Genomic DNA, 22722 nt, shown 5'->3' on the forward strand with positions numbered 1-22722 from the left:
GCACGCATTCCTATTGCTAAATTAAAGAGAAATATGCTTACCAAAATCACCTGGAAATCTCTCATCTTCCAGAAATATTGCTTGGTCCGTTATAGTGAACCTGTCTGCCGGTCAGGTAGAATCATAAAACTCATGCAACGACTGATTCAAAGGGAACTAAGACCACAGTAGATTTTCTAATCTGGCGAAGATGGTTTGACTAGAAGGAAGTGTTGAGCTGGGCTTTCGGCCTGCGATAGAGGAATGAGGGAGGGCTTATGGCCCGAGTCCTTGCCTCGGGTTAAGGTCAGGAAAGGTTTTCAGCCTTCGGTTCTCGATAGAGGTAAGGGCTAAAAATCACACTTGAAGTTGTTATAAGCCAAATTTCAGGTTTAAAATGGCAATGAAGGATCCTCATCGACAGCTAAGATGTTTTAAATCGAATTGAGATTAAAAAGAAGTGGGTGTGTCATAATAGATGTAAAAGCCGGCGGAAGCAAATGAGCTCCCTCCGACATAAAATAATTATTGGGTGGGACAATTGATAAATCCATTATCCTAAACCATGGATCAATCCCATTTCCAAACCTCTCAGCTCTGCCAATCCTTTGAGCCTTCCGATCCCTGTATAGCCAGGGTTGGTGATTTTCTTAAGGTCATCGAGCATTTGATGGCCATGATCAGGACGCATAGGAAGTGATTTCCCCCTTTTTGCCTGTACTTTTATGAGTTCTTTGATTACTTCTACGATCGGGACATCTCCTTCCAGGTGATTAGCTTCATGGAAGTTGCCATCGGCATCCCGCTGGGTACTGCGCAGGTGGATAAAGTGGATATGGTCTCCGTGCTCCCTGATGATCTGTGGAAGATCATTGTCTGCACGCACCCCAAAGGATCCTGTGCAGAAGGTGATGCCATTATATTCACTGGAGTTATCCGTTAGCAGGCGTTTTACGTCCTGGATCGTGCTCATGACCCTGGGAAGTCCAAACATCGGAAAGGGAGGGTCATCGGGATGGATGGCCATGAAGACACGATTTTTTTCTGCGACGGGAATGATTTCATCCAGGAACAGCCTCAAGTTGTCGGCAAGTTTATCGGCGTTGATATCCTTATATGTGTCCAGTACTTTTTGAAAAGCCTCCAGTGAATAACCTTCCTCTGCTCCAGGCAATCCTGCAATGATATTGTTCGTGAGCAATTGCTTGGCTTCATCTGACATCTGCTTGAAATAAGCTTCGGCCCTTTTGATCACTCCATCGCTATAAGCATCCGCGGCATTTGGACGCTGCAGGATGAATAGGTCGAAAGCTGCCAGCGCTTGTAATTCAAAGCGCAGTGCCTTAGCTCCATTGGGGAGTTCATAGGCTAGGTCTGTCCTGGTCCAATCCAGCACAGGCATGAAATTATAACAAACCGTATGAATGCCTTCAGCAGCTAGGTTTTCGATAGAGGTTTTATAGTGGGTAATGTATTCTTGGTAATGGCCACTTCTGGTTTTGATGCTTTCATGGACAGGAATACTCTCGACTACTGACCAGGTAAGCCCTGCAGCTTCAATAGTGTCTTTTCTTTTTTTGATTTCTTCGCGGGACCATACTACACCATTAGGCAAATGGTGCAGGGCAGATACGATGCCAGTGGCACCGGCCTGTCGGATGTCCGCTAAGGTTACCGGGTCTTGGGGACCATACCAGCGCATGGTCTGTTCCATTTTTTTTATTGGTTTCATAGCTTCATCTTTCCCAATGCAGGTATGCTATTGGGCTAATCGAATTTCGGTTCACAAAATTTTTAATCCTTAACTGCTCACACCCCACCATAGGCACTGAAACCTCCATCCACGGGGATTATGGTTCCAGTTACAAATTTGGAAGCAGCACTACAAAAGAAACTTACTGCACCGAAGAGGTCTTCCGGATCCCCAAAGCGATCCATGGGCGTGTGACTTATGATCTGATTGCCCCGGGCAGTCAAGCTTCCATCATCTTGGGTAAGCAATGTCCTGTTCTGTTCCGTAAGGAAAAACCCTGGAGCGATGGCATTGACCCGATACTGTTTGCCGTATTTTTGACAGAATTCCACGGATAGCCATTTGGTAAGGTTATCGATTGCCGCTTTGGCAGATGCGTAGCCCATTACTCTGGTGAGCGGTCTCGAAGCTGCCATAGACGAGATATTGATGATGCTTGCAGCTGGGTTTTTTAATAACAGAGGAGTGAATACCTGAATAGGCATTAAGGTTCCCAGGTAGTTAAGTTCCATGACTTTCTTAACTTCTTCAATCTCCAAGTCTGTAATGTTCTGGTCTGGAGTGACGATGGCACCGGGCATATTTCCGCCTGCGGCATTGATGAGCACATCTACTTTTCCAAATTCTTTTTCCACTTGCTGTGCGGCAGTTTGGAGAGCGTCTTTATTGGTGACATCAGCAATCAGGGCAGAGGCTTTTCCTCCGTTCGTAGTAATGGCGGTTACCAGTTCTTTAACCTTATTGGGATTTCTTCCCAAGATAATCACTTGGGCACCTTCTTTGGCCAAATATTGAGTAATTTGGCTCCCCAGTACACCTGTGGCGCCACTGATAAGGATAATGTTGTCTTTTACAGAAAATAGTGCAGACATATTTAATGCTTTTATTTATTGGAAGTTAAAGTAGTTTTTAGCGTTGTGATAGCAGATGTCCTGAACCATTTTTCCAAGCCATTTTTCATCTGCAGGTAGTTCTCCATTGGCCACGTCATTGCCGATTAGGTTACATAGTGTTCTGCGGAAGTACTCATGGCGTGGAAAGGATAGGAAGCTTCGGGAATCCGTAAGCATTCCCACAAAGCAGCTGAGCAGTCCCATGTTTGAGAGGGTGTTCATTTGTTTTTCCATTCCGTCTTTTTGATCCAGAAACCACCATCCCGAGCCAAATTGCACTTTGCCCCTAATTGATCCATCATTGAAATTTCCCGTCATTGTGGCCATAACTTCATTGTCCCGTGGGTTGAGGTTATAGAGAATGGTTTTGCAGAGTTGATCTGTTTTATCCAGTTCATTAAGAAACTGGGAAAGGGCTTTTGCCTGGGTGAAATCACCAATGCTATCAAAACCTGTATCAGGCCCTAGCGTATCTAGCATACGTTCGTTCGTATTTCGAAGTGCCCCCAAGTGAAACTGCTGAGTCCAGCCTTTGGCGTGGTAGAGGCGACATAGCTCTAATAGGGTGACATATTTATAATAGGCAGTTTCTTCTTGATCCAGAGGCTTGCCTGTGGAGACCTTTTTGAATAGTATTTCTATATCAAAAGTTCCGATTGGAAAGTAGTAAAGCTGCTCCAGTCCATGGTCAGCTAGACGGCCACCGTTTTCGTGAAAGAAAGCGATACGGTTTTCCAGTGCAGCCATTAGTTTTTCGTGGCTGTCAATGGATACATTACTGGCATCGGACAATTTATTAAGGTAAGCCATATAGGTGGACGGTTGTTCCACAGCAAAGGACTTATCTGGACGGAAGGTAGGGTAGAGTCCAATTGGCATACCATTGTCAGCTGCCATTTTGTGGTATTCCAAGCTATCTGTAGGATCGTCGGTAGTGCAGACCGTTTCTACATTCATACCGGCCAGCAATGACTGTGTACTATGGGAATCCTTTTGTAACTGGGCTGTTGTTTCCTGGTAAACTATGTCGGCATTATCAGCGGACAGTAATTCTCCCATATCAAAATACCTTAATAGCTCGAGATGGGTCCAGTGATACAGGGGATTTCTCATGGTATAGGGAACTGTATAAGCCCATTTCTGAAATTTCTCTTGGTCAGAGGCGTTCCCAGTGATGTATTTCTCCTGAATACCCAAGGTCCTCATGGCCCTCCATTTATAGTGGTCACCTGCAAGCCACACTTGAGCGATGTTTTCGAATTTTCGGTTTTCGGCAAGGTCTTTAGGAGATAAGTGACAGTGGTAATCGATGATCGGCATCTTCCTGGCATAATCGTGATAAAGCACATTAGCCATTTCCGTTTGCAGCAAAAAATCCTCTTGGATAAAAGTGGATTTTACTTTGGGTTCAGGAGTACTCATATAATTTTAGGTTTTTGAGTGAAAGGCACAATTGATGGATGTGAGAATAGCGTTTTATAAAAGTGCGTTTCGCCCAATTAAAATAGGTTTTGATTTATAATATCCCTTCATATAAAATAATATTTGACTTGGGATGTTGACATTACCTACTTGCTTTAGTTACAAGTCGAGATGTTAGTTAACATCAAGTAATAATAGCCATTGTTTGCTGCATTTTTAAGGAAAAAGTCCACTTTAATCACGGAATCGTTTTCGTATGATTCAGGAAAGATCAGTACAGCGAGTGCAATAATATGCAGTACGTAGCAGGAGATTGGCGAAATCCCTTAAATTTGATTTGCAATAACCTGAAGAGCGTGTTTTTATGAATGGTGTAAACATTAAAAAATTGGCTGAAGTATTGAATCTGGCACCTTCTACGGTTTCCAGGGCACTGAATGACAGCTATGAAATCAGCGATAAGACCAAAAAGCGGGTCTTGGATATGGCCAGGCAAATGAATTATCAGCCAAATCCTTTTGCCCGCAGTCTGAGGGAACACAAAAGCAAGACCATTGCCATGATTATTCCTGATCTGGTCAATAACTTTTTTGCCCAAGTGATCGAGGGTGTAGAGGAAATTACCCAGCAGTTTGGTTACCATCTATTGGTGTACCATACACATGAAAACTTGGAGAAGGAGAAAGAAATTGTTACCCATTTGCTCAATGGCCGAGTGGATGGCATCATGATGTCCGTTTCCCACCAGACCAAAGAAACCGAACACCTGCTCAATGTGCATCAAAGAGGCATTCCCATTATTTTTTTTGATCGGATTTGTGAGACGATCCCCACTACTAAGTTTGTGACCAATGGGTATGAAAGTGGCTACGAACTGACCAGTCACATGATAAAGGAAGGTTGTCAACGAATTGCTTTTTTATTGCTGTCCAGGGAGATATCCATTAGCCAACAGCGTCTTAGGGGATATTTGGATGCGTTGAAGGACCATGGAATAGGAGAGGATGATACGCTTGTGCTTAAGTGTGAGAATTCTGATGAGGAAAACCACTGTATAATTAAAAACTTCTTATGTAGTGAAGCTAAACCAGATGGTGTTTTGGCGGCGGTGGAAAAACTGGCCATTAGTACATACTATGTGGCGCATGATCTGGAAATGGATATTCCTCATGAGCTGAAGGTAGCCTGTTTTTCGAACATGAAAATCGCCGATCTTTTAAATCCCAGCCTTACTACAGTGTCACAGCCAACCCATGAGTTTGGCCGTAAGGCCGCCAGCTTGCTGATGAATAAACTAACTAAAAAGAATGCTCCTGATTTTGAGGATGAGGTGATTGTTTTACCTTCTACCTTGCATATCAGAAAATCATCTCAGATGCAATAAAAAGCGCCAACTGAATTTGGTTCAGCTGGCGCCCATGGTGTTGGTGGTCAATGATTCGATTAATACCCGGGGTTTTGCGGGAAGGCTTCTTTACCTCCAGCTACTCTGTCTATTTGATTTTGAGGAATGGGTCTGAGGATATGGGTGGCTTTGATGTTTGGAGCCCCGGCTTCGTTGTACATTTTAACTCTTTCCACAAGTGCTCCCCATCTTACCAGGTCCATCCATCTCTTTTGTTCACCTAATAGTTCCCTGGCACGTTCGTCCATGATAAATTCGAGGTTCAGCTCGGCGGATGAAATTTCCATAGCTGCTTCCATCCCTGGCCAAGCTGCTCTCCGTCGGATGGCGTTTATGTTTTCGACGGCATCATCTATTTTGTCTTGCTGAAATTGGGCTTCTGCCAGCATCAGGTAAGTATCCGCCAGCCGAAATACAATATAATCCCTTCCTCCGGCAGCTTGGGTCTTGTCCTGTCTTCCCGGATCCAAGTGCTTGGTCAGCGTAGGGAATAGCTTGTCGGTGTACATACTTGGTGTCAGGATTTGATATGGCTTTGAAGCCCTTTCTGCTTCAGGTATTTCGTATCCAGGTACATAGATAGCGGTATCCCCTTCTGCAAATGAAACCGTACTTTTGCTGAGGTCGAAGGTCGTATTGTATTCTCCTGGACTGTTGGTGTAAAATACATCCTTGAAGGATTTGTGGTAACGCGCATCCACATCCCGGTTTACAAATGCATTATTTAAGGTGTAGTCAGTGGGGCGGTATCGCTTCCATGGCCTGCCATTTGCGACATCCCGTTGCATCCCTGGTTGGATATCATATTCCATTAAGAAATAAAGGTGTGCATTGTTTCCGTCTCCATTGGTGAGTGGATCACGGGTATATTGCACACTGAAAATGACCTCATCATTGATTTCATTTCCAAAAGCGTATACATCTGCAAAATCCGGGAGCAATTGGAAACCATAATCATCGATTACCTTTTTGAGATAGGATTCCGCATTGGCAAAATCATTTCCTTCTGCGGCTTCCGAGTAGCCTTTGGTCAAATAAACCAATCCCAGTAAATGTTCTGCAGCAGGCTTAGTGGCCCTTCCGTATTCTGTCGAGCGCATAGTGGCTTCCAGGTCGGGAATGGAGGCCTCCAAGTCAGCAATGATAGCTGCATACATGTCTGCTAATGTAGCACGGGTCACCTCATTAGTAGATACGACCGTTTCGGTGAGCTGCAGATCTACTCCTCCAAAATGCTGCGTCAACACAAAATAATGGTGGGCGCGGATAAACTTGGCTTCTGCTACGTACCGTGCCTTTAATCCTTCATCCATTCCGCTTACTTCCGGAGCTCTGTCAATTACGGCATTACAAGTATTGATTCCCGCATAAAAGTTGTTCCACACTTCCCTTACATGGCCCGTTCTTGGGTCAAACTGGGAAGTGTACTGATTCATGAATTTCCAGCTACCATCCGCACCATTGGTGTAGGTGTCTGTTCCGAAAATCGTGAAGTTATTTCCCCTTTCGGTGCCATAAAAGGATCTAAGGGTACTGTAGGCGGCATTGACACCATCATGGAGTCCACTTGGTGTGTTCATATATTCATCGCCGATATTGGCAATAACCTCTTCTTCCAAGATTCCTTCACATGAAGGCAGTGCAAGGATACCTACTCCTAGTGAACAAGCTAGGAGAACTTGTGATAATTTGTTCTTATATATATTGATTCGCATGAGTTCGTTTTTTATAATCCTACATTAAAACTTTGCATTGATGCCGAAGGTGAACGAGGTAACTGCGGGCGAGATGTTGGCATTTACCTCTCCGGCGCCGGCGCCTTGATCACCATCCAGATAAACTTCCGGATCTATCCCTTTGTGTTTGGTCCTGTACTCGGCAAAAATGAACGGTTGCTGGATACTACTATAGACCCTCAGGCTGCCCATGCCGATCTTAGCGGCAATTTTTTCAGGAAAATTATACCCTACATTGATGTTACGCACCTTTATGAAGGTGCCATCAAAGTAAGACATGGAACTGGCATACTTGGGGCTTTCTTGGTTTTGGTTTGGTCGAGGAAATTCATTGGTCGGGTTATTTGGTGTCCAATAATCCACAGCCAAGTTATTGTATCGACCGTATAGTCCGTTAAATTGATCATGAAAGCGGCTTCTGATCATGGATCCAAAGCGGCCATAAATGAAAAAGGACAGGTCAATGTTTTTATAGGAGAACCTATTGGTCATGCCCAGTACAAAATCAGGAACGGCAGAACCAAGAATCTGACGGTCATCGGCATTGATTTGTCCATCATTGTTGATGTCTTCTACCCTGATTTCCCCGACATTGTCTTCGTAGGATTCAGCCAGGTCAGCTTGGTCTGTTTGCCATATCCCGATTTTCTTGTAATCATAAAAGACCGTCAATGCCTCCCCGACAAAACGTCCTGCTGAAATATCATCGCCACTTGGAAGTTCAAGGATTTCTTCTCTGTTTCTGTTAAAAATCAGGTCAGTAGTCCAAGTGAAATTGGTGTTATCTATGTTGACACTGTTTACAGTCAGCTCTATACCCCTGTTTTGGGTTTTTCCAACATTGGTGGTGTAGCCTCCAAAACCGATGGAATTGGGTAGTGGCTGTGGTGCCAAAAGATCCTTGGTGGTGGTGATGTAGTACTCAAAACTACCACTTATCCTTCCGGCTATTAGGGAAAAATCCAAACCAGCGTTCAGCGTAGTGGATGTTTCCCACCTCAGGTCTGGATTCCCAATGGTACTTGGTCCGTACCCAAACGCCGGATTGTTTTCAAAGGCATACGTGCTTCTGCCCAATAACGCCTGCGTTTGATAAGGATCAATAGCCTGGTTACCAATGGACCCATAACTTACCCTTAACTTCATTTGGTCAAACGTCTCATTTGCTTTGAAGAAGGGTTCGTCACTGATATTCCAGCCCAATGCCACTGAAGGGAAATAGGAAAACTTGTTGTTTTCGCCAAACTTGGACGAACCATCAGCCCTCAAGGTACCGGTCACCAAGTATTTGCCTTTGTAATTGTAATTAAGCCGTCCCATATAGGAAAAAAGCGTCCACTGTACCAGGTTGGTGTTCGCTCCGGTGATCTGGCTGGCATCACCAAGCCTGTTATAGCTTTGGTTTTCAGCAGGAATGCCTTGAACACTTAAAAAAGTTTCTTCCAGATTATCCTTTTGGAAGGATTGAAGACCAGTAAATTTAAAGACATGGTCTTCCCCAAAAGTCCGGTCATAGGTGATGATGTTTTCCAAGGTGTAATTAAACCTGAAATCTTCTTCTACACTTCCTATTGGGTCACCGCCTCTTCTGGAGTTGGTTTGTGAACCTGTAAACCTACCGTTTCGGTCAATGGTAATGTCCGGGCCGAAATTTACACGGTAGGTCAGTCCATCAACGATTTTCCACTCGGCATAAATGCTGTTAAATATTCTGTACCTTTTGGTTAGGTCGATATTGGCACCGGGGACGATTTCTGCCAGAGGATTGGTCCTGAGACCGTCTGAGGTGGGAAGAAAAATAAGGCTGCCATCTTCATCATAGGGCTTACCAAGTGGATTCTCCTGCATGGCACCACCGATCGGGTTAAAGTTCTCCCCATTTCTTTCGCTGTACGACACCAATGTGGACGTCCCAAACCTGATCTTGTCATTGATTTTATGGTCAATATTTGCGCGAAAATTATACCGGGTATAGTCCTGATTGATCACCACGCCCTTATCCTGGAAAAATCCTCCGGAAACAAAAAACTGTGTTTTTTCACTTCCACCGGATACGGATACCTGATGGCTTTGGATAGCTCCCGTTCGGGTTAGTGCTCCCACATAATCGGTGGTTCTTCCCGCTGCAATTCCTTCGAGTTCCACGGGTTCAAACAGGGCTTCGTCGGCTTCCGCAGTGGCAGGACCTTCAGGGTAATTTCCGGTCGCCCTACGGGACTCACGCTTGTATTCTGCAAACTCAGGTCCATTGAACACCTCTATTGTACCCAAGGATTTATTGAATCCATAATAGGAATTCAGGGATACGACCGTTTTGCCGGTAGTTCCTCGCTTGGTGGTGACCAATACGACACCATTGGCACCTCTGGAACCATAGATGGCTGTGGCGGAAGCATCCTTTAGGATTTCCATGGAGGTAATGTCATTAGGGTTAATGTCATTGATTCCTCCAGTGATGGGAATTCCATCTACTACATAGAGCGGTTCGTTACTGGCATTGAATGATCTCCTACCACGGATTCGTACTTGTGGTGCTGCACCCGGCTTACTGCCAGGGGAGGTCACATCCACACCTGAAGATCGCCCTTGTAACGCCTGACGTGCATCAGTGATAGGTTGGTCAGTGATTTCTTTTGCACTGACCGACGAGATGGCTCCAGTGAGCTGGCTCTTTTTTACCGATCCATATCCCACGACTACCACTTCATCCAAGTCCGATACGTCCGGCTCTAGGGAAACATCTATGGTCGTCTGGTTACCGACGATCACTTCTTTTATCTTGTAACCGATAAAGGAAAATTGAAGGGTTTGGTCAGCACTGGCAGCTATGGTGTATTTACCATCGATATCCGCGGCAGTTCCGTTACTGGTGCCTTTGATAAGGGCGGCAGCGCCCGGTATGGGCATGCCATTTTCATCTGAAATGGTTCCGGTGACTTGTACATTTTGGCCCATCGAGGGACCGGAAAAGAATAGCAGGAACAGTATTATCCCTGTCCAAAAGTAATTTTTGGTTTGCATAGTTATTTGGTTTATTGTTAATCATTAAAGGGTTTAATGGCACTTGAAAATTCCTTGTTGTTTTATAAGGCATGTTTCAAATTAGATACACTATTGAATAAATTCAAGGTTGAATTATAATTTATTTACGGAATCGTTTTCGTAAATAATAATTCCTAATGTCAAAATTTAACGGTAATAAATTAATGTAATTGGAGTATTTTAGTGATTAATAATTTTTGAAACGCTTATTTTAGAGCTTCAAAACATGGCGGACAGAAAGTTTAATAGTATTATTAGAGGATATAGGTGGCGGATCGTAGCGTTGCTTTTTTTGGCTACCGCCGTCAAATATATTGACAGGAATGTCCTTTCATTTACCATGATCGATGAGGGATTCCGGAGGGAGATGTTGAATGTTTCCGAGTCATCCCCACTTTCCGCTGACCTGATTGGACGGTTTAAGATCCTGATGGGCTATGTGGACGCCAGTTTCAAATTTGCCTATGCTATCGGCTTTGTGTTGATGGGCTATTTTATCGATCGGGTGCTGGTCAAAAAAGGATATAGCATTGCCATTGCCATCTGGAGTTTTGCAGGTATTGTTACTGCCTTTGTCAGTAGTTTTAGGGGACTTAGCATTACCCGGTTTGCTTTTGGTTTTGGTGAGTCAGCCAATTTTCCGGCAGCGATTAAAACGATAGCAGAGTGGTTCCCGAAAAAGGAACGATCTTTTGCCACCGGGATCTATAATGCTGGAGCCAATGTCGGGATCATGGCCACAGCCTTGATTGTGCCTGCCCTAATTATCAATTTGGGATGGCGATGGTCGTTTTTGTGTACAGGACTGTTAGGCGTGATTTTGCTGATTTGCTGGCGGATGATTTACAGGCCTCTGAAGGCACATCCTAAGGTAAACGCCGAAGAGCAGGAATATATCAATTCAGATAAGGAAATTGAGTCCGATAATGCCAAGGTGCCATGGAAAAGCCTTATGAAAACCAGGGGTGCTTGGGCAATAGCACTGGGGAAGTTCTTTACAGATCCTGTATGGTGGTTTTATCTTACCTGGTTGCCGGACTTTTTCAATAGTAATGAAGCACTGGAAACCAAGCTGAATTTATCTGGGTTGGCTTTGCCGTTTATCTTTATCTATTTTACTTCAGACTTAGGGAGTGTATTTTTTGGTTGGCTCTCGGGTAAATTTATCAGCATGGGTTGGTCTGTAAATAAAAGCAGGAAATTGACATTGTTGCTTTGTGCACTGTTGGTGGTACCGCTGATGTTTGCAGCTAAAGTATCTAATGTATATCTGGCAATGGTATTGGTGGCACTGGCTGCAGCTGCACACCAAGGTTGGTCTGCTAATTTGTTCACCCTTTCTTCCGATATTTTTCCTAAACGAGTAGTGGGATCGGTAGTAGGATTGGCGGGAATGGTCGGAGGGATCGGCGGGACGATCTTTGCGGCCTTTGCGGGGATCATTCTGGTGAATTGGGGGTATTTCCCCATCTTTATAATGGCATCGGCGTCTTATTTGATAGCACTATTGATCATCCATCTCCTGGTGCCCAGGATAAGGTGATGCTGTCACTAATATCAAATCTAGGGGAGTAGAATACGTTTCAGATTATTTTCTTGAAGTGAATTGATTGAAAAATGGTAAAAAAGAGGCTGACTCATAAACCGGGACAAATGGAAGATGCCATCCCGATAGCCATCTGGGCGGGCTCTCACGATCCCGCCCAGGCAAAGAAGTGATTTCGACATAGACTCAATTTCAAGTATTTTGCCATCACTACGATCGTGACATAGCTATCCCGCGTGGCCATGGGGTAGATTTATGGAACAGCCTCTTTATGGTTCATTTAAATGCATCAGCCTTATGATATGCGTCTATTAAGGCCTTTTCTCCATCTTTTCCGGGTAAGGCATTGCCATGCTCCATGCCACAAATCCCTTTGAATCCTTTATTATCAATCCATTTGAATATATTTTGATAGTTTATTTCTCCCGTTCCAGGCTCCTTTCGGCCAGGATTATCACCAATCTGAATATAGGCGATTTCCTCCCAGCAAAGCTCCATATTGGGGATTAGATTACCTTCATTTCGTTGCATGTGGTAAATGTCATAGAGGATTTTGACAGCAGGGCTGTCCACGGCTTTGCAGATCATATAAGCCTGATTGGAATGTCTAAGGAAGAGGTGGGGATTATCGCTTAGTGGCTCCATTACCATGGTCAGTCCATGGGGTTCAAATACCTCCGCTCCCATTCTATAAGCATCGATGATATGTGCGGTTTGCTGGTCAAGAGGCAGGTTTCTTTCAAAATAGCCGGGCACTACGGTCATCCATTTTGCATGGACGATTTTGGCTACTTCCACTGCTTTTTCGCATTCTTTCACAAAAGCCTCTTTATACTCTTTCTTACCAGTGGTAAGCGCTACTTCCCAGTTGAATCCAGGATCAATCACGAAAACCCCCATAGTCATGCCGTTCTTTTCGAGGGCAGCACCAATGCGTTTTTGATCTTCCAGTGAGCGGTTCATCAGGCCATTATCTTCCAAGGCGGAAAAGCCCTGTTCTGCCATAAAATCAATTTGATCCACCAGATCATTGCCTGCATGGTTTTTGAACATGCCAAAATGGGGGGCATAATTTAAATTGAAATTTTGCCGAGTGTATTGCTTCGTTCTGGTATTAGCCAGGGAAACTCCGCTTGTAAAGGTAGCCAAAGCACTGCCCAATGCAGCATTTTTTAAAAAAGTCCTTCTAGGGTTATGGTGGTTTTTCATTTTGGTTATTGTGTTTTAGTTTTTTTAAAAGCTAACTAATATAAGGGATGAAGCATATGTTGACAAATAATTTTTTACTAATGGTACAGATAATGGTTATTTCATTCTATGAAAAAAGGTTCTGTGAAGAATACTGTGGGTAAATTATCCCCGGACCCGGCTCTCTTGTGCGGGTAGTCCTGAGAAACAGGATTGTACCGGCCTGGAGCGAGGCAGGCCTACAGCACAAAGCAACCTAGCGGCAACCTGATTTTACCAGGCTTTAATGCCTGGCGGCATTAGTCAGGACAGCTACTTCACTGTTTTAAACGGTCGGAAGGGGGCAGCAGCGATGCTCCATTAAGAGCTTTAGCTTGGTAACAGAAAGTGGATAGAGTATCCTAACAATGCCGTAGGTACTGACCACCGGCAATGAAGGAATGTATGATTATCGACTGCATCAGGAGCATGAGTACCAAAATCAACCGTCCACCTGTTTCTTCGATTCCAATAGTGCGGTATCGATTTACTTACGCTCAGTAAATCAATTAGAACCGACAATAGGAAGTTTATGATAGGTTTACCTTTATTGGGATTATTTGGGACAATTGGTGTCAAACTAAAAAAATCAAAACTTAGGATACCTGTAAGAAGTTGGAAAAAATGGTAAATTTAGAACGAACTATGGACAAGAAAAGCGATGAATAGAATTGACCGATTGACCGCTATACTGACCCACCTCCAGTCCAAAAGGCTCGTAAAGGCGCAGCAATTAGCCGATCGATTTGATATTAGCCTACGGACCGTGTATCGGGATGTGCGTGCCTTGGAAGAAGCCGGTGTTCCGATCATTGGAGAAGCGGGAACAGGCTATTCGCTATTGGAGGGGTACAGATTACCGCCTGTGATGTTTACGCAAGAGGAAGCAATCTCCTTTGTGATGGCCGAAAAGATGGTTGAAAAACTCACCGATAAGGAAAGTGCAGGTCATTTTAAAGAAGCCATGTACAAGATAAGATCGGTACTGAAAAGTGGACAAAAGGATATCTATGAATTGGCCGAGTCGCATATCGCTATTCGTAAACGGCCTAACAGCCTTTTGGAGAATCATCGGCCAAGGACGATTCCCACAATCCTCTCTGGTGTGGTTAAGAAGGAAATATTGCGCATGGAATACCAAGCTTCAGGAAAGGATGAACCATCAACCAGGGATATAGAACCTGTAGGCATTTATTATTACTTTGATCAATGGTATATGATTGCCTATTGCAGGCTCCGTTCAGCTTACAGGACCTTTCGCATAGATAGGATTATAGGATTGAAGGAGTTGGGTGAACATTTTGAGGATAAGCATCCTACATTACAGGCTTACTTAAAGAAACTGGAAAACCAGAAAGAGCTGACAAAGATCGTGGTACAGGTGGATAATGGTGTAGTACCCTATTTGAGCGGAGATAAATACGACTATGGATTAGTGTACCAGGCCGATAAAGGGGGTAAGACTGAAATGATCTTTATGCTTCCTTACGAAGATGATTTTATTAGGTGGTTCTTTATGTTTGCGGAGTACGCGGACATCATTTCACCAGATCATGTCAAGGAAAAAGTCGTGAAGCGACTCCAGCAGAAGTGGAGTAGATTAAAAATAACTCCGGCACTGCTGACATAGGGTTGTCATTATTGATGCGTTAATTTGTCTAACTGTTCATTTTGACCCTTAAAATAAGCCATATGATTTTGGTTTTTAGAACATCAATCGGAGATGAGTCGGAAGTTGAAAAAATAGCGCCAGCATTGGACCACCTTATAGGGAATACTGGTTCCTGGAACGTAGATCTTGAAGATTGTGACAATATTCTTCGGGTCGTGACCGATCAAGTGAATGTCAATGAAATAGCATTAGCCCTTATATCAAAAGGATATTTTTGTGAAGAACTGGAAGATTGATTTTTTTTGACTAATAATTTTCCGGGTTAGTCCCACCTTGTCAAATCCATAGTTGGCCACTATGGATTTATAAATCTCATAGTCAATAAATGACATTTAAAATCCCATAAATATAATCAATATTTATTTATTTGGATTAAGTCTAAATAGTTATACATTTGTGATGTTATCTATAATTAATCTAAATAATGAGAAAGAATATAGTTCTATTTTTCGTCATGGTTTTAGCAGTGTCATGCGGCACTAAAAGGAGCCAAGAGCAAGAAGAAACGGCAACAGCTGAAGCTACTCCCAAGATCATCACCGCAGGTGGCACCATAACCGAAATTGTGTATGCCCTCGGTCATGGTGATGCAATAGTGGCAACAGACCTGACCAGTACATATCCTGCTAAGATGCAGGAATTACCCTCCATTGGCTATAGAAATCAAATCCAGGCAGAGGGAATTTTATCCCTTAATCCGGACTGGATCCTAGTGGAAGAGAATTACCTCAATAATGATGTGGTGGCCCAACTAGAAAACAGTGGTAAGAAGGTCTTTGTACTGGATAAGCCTCAATCTGAAGAAGCGGCTGAATTGCTCATTACAGAGATAGGAGAAATTTTCGAAGAAAAAGAGAAGGCAGATGAGTTAATCCGTCAGTTAAATAAGGATTTGGAAGCTCTAAGGATGCTTAAAGAGCGGAATGATGAGCACCCAAGAGTAGCCTTCATCATGTCCCGAGGGCCTGAAATGGTCTTTCTAGCAGGCAAAAATACCTTTGCAGAGGCTATGATAACATTATCTGGTGCCCAACCTGTAGCAGTGGACTTTGAAGGATTGAAACCACTTACTCCCGAGGCTTTACCGGCACTTAATCCTGACTATATTCTTTTATTTGAGTCAGGGTTCCGAGCCGCGGGAGGCAAGGAGGGTCTTCGGGCGATTCAGGGGATAACCGCTACGACTGCTTGGAAAAAAGATCAGCTCATTGCAATGGATGGTCATTACCTGTCCAGTTTTGGTCCCCGAATGGGACAGGCTGCTATTGACCTATTTGAAGAGACCCACCCTTGATCATTGAAGAAAAACCATCATTATGCAATTATCGCTCAGCTATAAAACAGTAAGTGCCCATCGGCCAATGATCATATCGAGTACTTTGATATTCTTGGTGGTGTGTGTGTTGCTTTCACTGGTGACCGGTGCCTATGCCATTTCTGTACCAGAGGTGTGGAGTATTTTGGGTACCAAGATCGGCCTGCCGATGCAGCATGTTGCCGAAGAGAAAATGGCCGTTTTCTGGACAATTAGGTTTCCCCGAGTGTTGTTGGGCGTGTTGGTAGGGGGGAGTTTGGCCGTGGCGGGAGCTTGTCTGCAAGGATTATTTAGAAATCCTTTGGTAGAGCCTGCCATCATTGGTGTCAGCTCTGGAAGTGCCTTATTTGCCGTTATTATTATTGTCTTTTCTAGTTCCATCGGTTGGCAATTACGTTCACTATTTGGTGCATTTGCATTGCCTTTGGCGGCGTTTTTTGGTGGCCTGTTAAATACCTTTTTGGCTTACAGGCTTGCCAGCAAATCCGGCAAAACCGATATCTCCATCCTGATCCTTGCCGGGGTAGCAATCAATGCGCTATCCGCGGCACTGATCGGGTTAGTAATCTATTATGGAGATGATAATGCCATAAGGAATTTTACTTTCTGGAGCCTCGGTAGCCTCGGAGGAGCGAGTTGGAATAAGCTTTATATCGTTGGGAGCTTTATCATCATTTCCACCATAGTGATGATGTCTTTTCCCAAATTCCTTAATGCCTTGGCAGTGGGAGAATCAGAAGCCTTCCACATGGGCATCCATGTACAGAAAGTGAAATATCTAGTGCTTTTTTTTAGTGCATTGGCAGTAGGTGCAGGGGTCTCAGTGACAGGAGCCATTGGTTTTGTAGGACTGGTAGTACCGCATTTGGTAAGAATGATGTTGGGTTCGGACCATCGGACGCTCTTGCCCGTGGCCTTTCTCCTTGGCGCCATATTGATGTTGGTTTCCGATATTATTTCCCGGTTGATAGTCGCGCCTGCTGAGCTGTCCATAGGGATTATTACGGCGCTGATTGGAGCACCGTTCTTTATATCGATACTCTTGAATTTTAAACGTCAACGAATCCTATGATGGTCAGTGCCATAAATATCCATTTCTGCATCAGGAAAAAACCAATCTTGGACCACGTGAGCATTGATCTGTTACCGGGTGAAGTGGTGAGCATATTGGGGCCAAATGGAGCAGGGAAATCCACCTTGCTAAAAATATTGAGTGGTGAAAAAAACTGTGAAAAAGGGGCTGTTTCCATTAATCAAGTACCGCTGGCATCAATAAATCCGCAGCGATTGGCAAAATACAGGGCAGTGATGCCACAGCATTCGACAGTTAATTTTCCCTATACGGTAGAAGAGATCGTGGCATTGGGAATACTGTCTCATGATACCAATGCTCCTTCTGGGCGATTAATGGAAGAAGTGTTGGAGCTTACAGGGATAAAACACCTGAAGGAGAGAATGATAGATGACCTTTCTGGAGGAGAAAAACAGCGAGTACAGCTGGCCAGGGTGCTATTGCAGATTTGGGAAGATAAGCCTTACGCGAGGTACCTGTTTCTGGATGAGCCTACTTCCAGTATGGATATCGCCCAGCAGCACCAAGTGCTACGACTGGTGAGGCATTTACGAAAGAAAAATATAGGCGTTCTGGCCATTTTACATGATTTAAATCTGGCAGCACAATATTCCGATAAGGTCATGTTGATGAAAAACGGTTCGGTAAAAGCTTTTGGTTCCGCCAGAACCATTATGACTGCCGAAAACTTGTCGATGGTGTATGGCCATCCCATATCCGTGATGACTCATCCCCTGAACGATGAGCAGGTCATCATTACCTCAGAAAGTACTGAATACTCAACATTAGCATCCATCAAAACAGCATAAATAATGACTACGATTATCAATACCGTACAAAAGCTAAAAGAACGATATAAATCCCTCAGAGAAGGACAGCCCAATATAAGGATTCGTGAGGCTGCCAAACTTCTGGGTGTTTCTGAAGCCGAATTACTGGCCACTTCTATTGGAGAAGGTGTTGTAAGGCTGGAGGGAAATTGGGCCGACTTTATCCTTCACTGCCGTGATTTGGGGAGGGTTATGGCACTCACCAGATCAGAAGGATGTGTGCTCGAGCACAAAGGAACCTTCCAAAAAATCAGCATTCATGGTTCGGATCCACACCAAGTGGCCACGGTGATTGGGCCGATAGAGCAACGTATTTTCTTTAGCAACTGTAAATTTGGTTTTGCCGCTGAAATCCAAGGTGCGAGGGGCCTGATGAAAAGCTTCCAGTTTTTTGATCAGGCAGGAGAAGCGATCATGAAAATCTACCTTCAAAGGGAAAGCAATGAAGATGTTTATGAGCAGCTAAAAAATGAATACAAAGCGATAGACCAAATGGCTGATCTTGATATTGAAACGATCAAAACTCCTGAATATGCTAGTGAGATAGATGAAGCAGGTTTCAGGAAGGAATGGGAGGAAATGAAAGATACACATGACTTCTTTGGTATGCTAAAGCGGTACAGACTCCACCGTCAGGAAGCCCTGCGAAAGATCGGAGATAAGTGGGCCTATCGTGTAGATCGATTAGTGATTAGGGAAGTGTTGGAAAAAGCTGCCGAGCAAGAGCTGCCTATTATGATTTTTGCCGGTAACCGAGGCAATATTCAGATACACCAAGGAAAGGTGAAAAACCTTCGCCAAATCGATAACTGGTTTAATGTAATGGATCCGGACTTTGTGATGCACTTAAATGAAGATTCGATCGATGAAGCTTGGGTAGTGCATAAGAATACAGAGGACGGCTTGGTCTCTTCCATTGAGCTATTTGACCATTCAGGTGAATTGGTTGCACAATATTTTGGTCTCCGGAAGCCGGGCATCCCGCAAAATGTCGCCTGGAAAAAACTGGTGGATACCTTAAAGAGAATTTAGTTTGAAAGCATTTTTTGTGATTGTCTCTTTACTTTTTGAGTTGTTTTGATACCTCCGGGCACATGGCCCGGGGGCTCAAAAACCGATGACGATAAAAGGATTGGTCAATAAGCAAAATAAAATTTTAAAACATCCAGCTCCCCTTTGATTTGGGGTGATGGAGAATCTAAAACAGCAGCTTTTTACAAATGGCTGTTGAGTGAAATTTATGAATAAAAGGCTAATACATACTCTTCTACTCTGTTTGATCTGCATGGTTTCCTATGCAGTAAATGAACCTGTGGATATTTTGATCCAAGACACCAAGGGCAGTCCTATAGACCATGGAATTGTCCGATTGGATGGTGGAAAGGTGCTGTCTGTAGATAGCAAGGGACAGGTGAGAATCGATCTTTCAGCCTATGCATCATCCATGGAGTTGGAGGTTTATGCTATGGGATTCGAACAGTTAAAACTGACAGTAGGAGAGTTGATGAACAATCCACGTATAGTCCTTCGGGAGTCTTTAGGACAGCTAGATGAATATGTGCTTTCCGCAACGAGGACTGACCGTAGCGTAGAAGATTTACCAATGCCGGTAACAGTGCTGACACAGGAGAGAATTCGTGAAACAGGTGCCTTTCGCTTGTCGGATGTGTTGGCAGAACAAACTGGGCTCCAACTGGTAGCTGACCATGGTACAGGACTGCAAATGCAAGGTTTGGATGCCGAGTATATTTTGATTTTGCTGGATGGAGAACCTCTGATAGGAAGGACGGCGGGCACATTTGATCTGGATCGGATTAGTGTCGGCAATATCGACCGAATTGAGATTCTTCGGGGACCGTCCAGTGCCATTTATGGCAGTGAAGCCATGGCCGGAGTGATCAATATCATTACCAAAAAACAAAGCAATGGACTCAGTGCAAACCTCATCGCCCAATACGGATCATTCAATTCCTTGGACATGGGTGCCGAAGTAGGGCTGAATACCAACGGCTGGAATGTTTATGGATACTACGATTACTATAATACGGATGGGTATGATTTGAATACTGAAACCCTTGGAAACACCAAGGCTCCTCACGAAGCCCAGACAGCCCAGTTAAAGCTGGGTAAGGCAATGGGAGATAAATGGAAAGTTAACTTAAGTGGTAGATTTTATCAAGATGGGTATAAGGATGTAGTCGGCGTGAGTTCCGGAGGAGAGACATTGGTCGCTGATATGGCGGGAGACAGTAGGGATATCAATTTCAATCCGTCCATTCGCTTTAAGCCCAATACCGACTGGACTTTTACACTTCGAAATATGACCACGCTGTACGATACCCATTCCAGCACGGTTTTTTCCGAAACGGGTGAAGTGGTGGACCAAGAGGATTTTAGTCAGCGCTATCACCGGACCGAGCTGCAGACCGATTATCGATTGGATGAAAAGCAGCTATTGAGCGTAGGCATCGGTCACCAATTGGAAACGGTGGATGCCACACGCTATGATGACAATAACCGCTTCAACTCGGGCTATCTCTACCTCCAACATCAGTGGAGCCCTACGGAAAAATGGAATGTGGTGACCGGGGCGAGGGGAGACCTCCACAGTGAATACGGTGGGAGGATAAGTCCGAAAATTTCTGCCATGCACAAGTTTTCCGACCGCTTTAGCTGGCAAGGCTCCATCGGGGCGGGCTTCAAATCGCCCGATTTCCGACAGCTACTACTGAACTTCAATAACGCAGTCGTAGGCTATTATGTGTACGGTTCTGTACTTGTGGAAGAAGGTGTTCGACAACTGGAAGCGCAAGGCCATGTGCAACAGCTGCTGATGGATCCAAGCACATTTGGTGACCTGAAACCAGAAAACAGCTGGGCAGTCAATACTGGTTTCCGGTGGAAACTCACAGATGACCTGTTGCTAAATACCAATTACTTCCGAAATCAAATTTCCAATCTGATCGAAACGGCTGCAGTGGCCCGCCTGACGAACGGTAGAAATGTTTACAGCTACATTAACCTCAATGCAGTGATCACACAGGGAGCAGAAGTAGAAGCGAATTATAGACTGGGCAGCCAATGGAGGTTTTCGCTTGGATACGTGTATCTGGATAGCCGTGATAAGGAAGTAATCGAAGGCATCGAAAACGGCGAATACTTCAAAAGGGACAGTCAAAATCGCACCAGAAGGGTAGAACGACCAGACTACGGAGGACTGTTTAACCGCAGCAGGCACAGTGGAAATGTGAAAGTCAATTATTGGGAAAGGCATTCTGGAGTGAACGTGGCATTGCGTGGAATCTACCGTGGTAAATACGGTTTTGGTGATACCAATGGCAATCAGATTTTGGATGATCCTTCTGAATATGCCGAAGGGATCATGCAGGTGCACTTGACCTTGAACAAGCAATTTGACAATGGAATGACACTGGAGACGGGCGTAAGGAATATTGCTGGTGCTATCAACGAATACGACAGCACCAATCCAGGCAGGACCTACTTTATCCGTGCCAATGTTTCGCTGGATCAATTGTTTGGGAATTGAGAACGGACAATTAAGTATCAAGTATTGAAACTTGAGACAGTTGTTCCTCCCCGCCGCGGCGGGGAGGAACATACGAATAGGGCATAAGGATTTCCTGCAGGCTGTGGCTTCCCTCATAGGGGACAGAGAGGTTGCGGAAGGGAAGTAGGAAAGGTGAGCATAAAGAATCAGGAACTAGTATCAAGAAAGAGTAAAGAACCAAGAAGAAAGACAAAAGAAGATGTTGCTATTGATTTTCGTGATTGCGAGGAGGTGACGACGACGTGGCAATCCCGAATCATAAAAGTGAGATTGCTTCACTCCGTTTACAATGACGTCCTTTTTCGTTGAGCATGAATCGGTAGTGAAAATAAAAATGATCAATATATTCTAATAAATTTTAAAAACTGAAAAACCTTTAAACATTATAAAAAAACATGAAAAAAGTAAACTTTATTGCCCTAGCGATGCTGGCATTGCCTGTATTTTCCGCTTGTACCAATGGTGGTGACACGGAACCAAAAGTAAAAGAAGAACTAAATGCGGTGTTGGTAGAGGATCTTTATGCACCGGGAGCTCACTCTGGGGGACAAGATACAATTTATTATAGTTTTGAGAGTAATGAAAAGATAGCATCCCAGGAAGGGGATTGGGATATTGGTTTTTTTGGGGCAAAGATATTCGTAAACGGAGGGAACTCTGGAGATGGAAAAGCGGAAGTAGCCTTATTAAAAGAAACCATATTTGATGATTTGAATGCAGTGCCTGAAAATGCTGAATTTAAAGTAGATACAAAGGAAGAGGGACTTGCTATTCCTGCACAATCTGGAGCCGGATGGTATAATTATGATAGTTCCACTCATTTTGTTACCCCAATAGCTGGCCGGGTAATTTTGGTGAAAACAAATGCTGGAAATTATGTGAAAATGGAAATTTTAAGTTTCTTCAAAGGTAATCCTCCCGCAGATGAGTATGAGCTCAAAGATATGTACAACTATACATTCCGGTACGTCCTCCAACCCAATGGAACAAAGAATTTCTAAAGATAACTTGATTTGACATATGTTTTCGCTGAAAAGGTAGGGCTACTGGCTCTACCTTTTTTTTTGTACAACAAGTGCACATAATCACTGATATAAGTATCTGTTCCTATGGGATACTATAGGGCAAGTTGAAAAGTTGGGGGCATGAATCCCTTTATTTTAATATGCTTTCTTTTTGGTTTTTTGCCACAAAGTCACCAAGTTTTTTGGGAAACAATGGTGCAGACTGCACGACACTTCCCAATAAATCTACTTTGTGAC

At 44.0% G+C, this 22722-nt stretch carries 16 protein-coding genes; 10 read left to right on the top strand and 6 right to left on the bottom strand.

Features of this window, described 5'->3' with window-relative positions; translation table 11 throughout:
* Nucleotides 1–532: 532 nt before the first annotated feature.
* The 3 genes from uxuA to uxaC form a co-directional block, all read right to left on the bottom strand.
* Nucleotides 533–1711, bottom strand: a complete 1179-nt coding sequence (uxuA, locus tag FKX85_RS14670) for a mannonate dehydratase (RefSeq protein ID WP_141615451.1) — start codon at nt 1709–1711, stop codon at nt 533–535.
* Nucleotides 1712–1788: 77 nt separating this feature from the next.
* Complete coding sequence (locus FKX85_RS14675) at nt 1789–2604, bottom strand: SDR family oxidoreductase (protein WP_141615452.1); 816 nt, start codon at nt 2602–2604, stop codon at nt 1789–1791.
* Between the two features lie 15 nt (nt 2605–2619).
* Nucleotides 2620–4047: a glucuronate isomerase gene (gene uxaC / locus FKX85_RS14680; RefSeq protein WP_141615453.1), complete on the bottom strand. Its 1428-nt coding sequence runs from the start codon at nt 4045–4047 to the stop codon at nt 2620–2622.
* 388 nt (nt 4048–4435) lie between these two features.
* On the opposite strand from uxaC, the gene FKX85_RS14685 reads away from it, so the two are divergent.
* Complete coding sequence (locus tag FKX85_RS14685; RefSeq protein WP_229239633.1) at nt 4436–5431, top strand: LacI family DNA-binding transcriptional regulator; 996 nt, start codon at nt 4436–4438, stop codon at nt 5429–5431.
* A 59-nt stretch (nt 5432–5490) separates the two neighbouring features.
* Here FKX85_RS14685 and FKX85_RS14690 read toward each other — a convergent pair whose 3' ends face one another.
* Nucleotides 5491–7167: a RagB/SusD family nutrient uptake outer membrane protein gene (locus FKX85_RS14690; RefSeq protein WP_141615455.1), complete on the bottom strand. Its 1677-nt coding sequence runs from the start codon at nt 7165–7167 to the stop codon at nt 5491–5493.
* Between the two features lie 24 nt (nt 7168–7191).
* Nucleotides 7192–10209: a SusC/RagA family TonB-linked outer membrane protein gene (locus FKX85_RS14695; RefSeq protein ID WP_141615456.1), complete on the bottom strand. Its 3018-nt coding sequence runs from the start codon at nt 10207–10209 to the stop codon at nt 7192–7194.
* 247 nt (nt 10210–10456) lie between these two features.
* Here FKX85_RS14695 and FKX85_RS14700 point away from each other — a divergent pair, with 247 nt between their 5' ends.
* Nucleotides 10457–11773, top strand: a complete 1317-nt coding sequence (locus FKX85_RS14700; RefSeq protein ID WP_141615457.1) for an MFS transporter — start codon at nt 10457–10459, stop codon at nt 11771–11773.
* 279 nt (nt 11774–12052) lie between these two features.
* On the opposite strand, the gene FKX85_RS14705 is transcribed toward FKX85_RS14700, so the two are convergent.
* A complete protein-coding gene (locus tag FKX85_RS14705; protein ID WP_141615458.1) occupies nt 12053–12985 on the bottom strand; it encodes a hydroxypyruvate isomerase family protein in 933 nt (310 codons plus the stop codon).
* Nucleotides 12986–13664: 679 nt separating this feature from the next.
* On the opposite strand from FKX85_RS14705, the gene FKX85_RS14710 reads away from it, so the two are divergent.
* The 8 genes from FKX85_RS14710 (at nt 13665) to FKX85_RS14745 (ending at nt 22461) form a co-directional block, all read left to right on the top strand.
* On the top strand, nt 13665–14633 hold the full coding sequence (locus FKX85_RS14710; protein ID WP_141615459.1) for a helix-turn-helix transcriptional regulator: 969 nt from the start codon (nt 13665–13667) through the stop codon (nt 14631–14633).
* Nucleotides 14634–14695: 62 nt separating this feature from the next.
* Complete coding sequence (locus tag FKX85_RS14715) at nt 14696–14911, top strand: hypothetical protein (protein ID WP_141615460.1); 216 nt, start codon at nt 14696–14698, stop codon at nt 14909–14911.
* A 188-nt stretch (nt 14912–15099) separates the two neighbouring features.
* A complete protein-coding gene (locus FKX85_RS14720; protein ID WP_141615461.1) occupies nt 15100–15969 on the top strand; it encodes a heme/hemin ABC transporter substrate-binding protein in 870 nt (289 codons plus the stop codon).
* A gap of 22 nt (nt 15970–15991) precedes the next feature.
* Entirely contained in the window at nt 15992–17062 is a 1071-nt protein-coding gene (locus FKX85_RS14725) for a FecCD family ABC transporter permease (RefSeq protein ID WP_141615462.1), read from the top strand.
* 56 nt (nt 17063–17118) lie between these two features.
* Entirely contained in the window at nt 17119–17871 is a 753-nt protein-coding gene (locus FKX85_RS14730; RefSeq protein WP_229239634.1) for a heme ABC transporter ATP-binding protein, read from the top strand.
* Nucleotides 17872–17874: 3 nt separating this feature from the next.
* Nucleotides 17875–18924 carry a hemin-degrading factor gene (locus FKX85_RS14735; protein WP_141615464.1) on the top strand — a complete coding sequence of 350 codons (1050 nt, stop codon included), beginning with the start codon at nt 17875–17877 and terminating at the stop codon, nt 18922–18924.
* Between the two features lie 208 nt (nt 18925–19132).
* A complete protein-coding gene (locus tag FKX85_RS14740) occupies nt 19133–21439 on the top strand; it encodes a TonB-dependent receptor plug domain-containing protein (RefSeq protein WP_141615465.1) in 2307 nt (768 codons plus the stop codon).
* Between the two features lie 416 nt (nt 21440–21855).
* Nucleotides 21856–22461, top strand: coding sequence for an HmuY family protein (locus FKX85_RS14745; protein WP_141615466.1), 606 nt, complete (start codon nt 21856–21858; stop codon nt 22459–22461).
* The last annotated feature ends 261 nt before the right edge of the window (nt 22462–22722 follow it).

The sequence above is a fragment of the Echinicola soli genome (assembly GCF_006575665.1).
Classification (GTDB): Bacteria; Bacteroidota; Bacteroidia; order Cytophagales; family Cyclobacteriaceae; genus Echinicola; species Echinicola soli.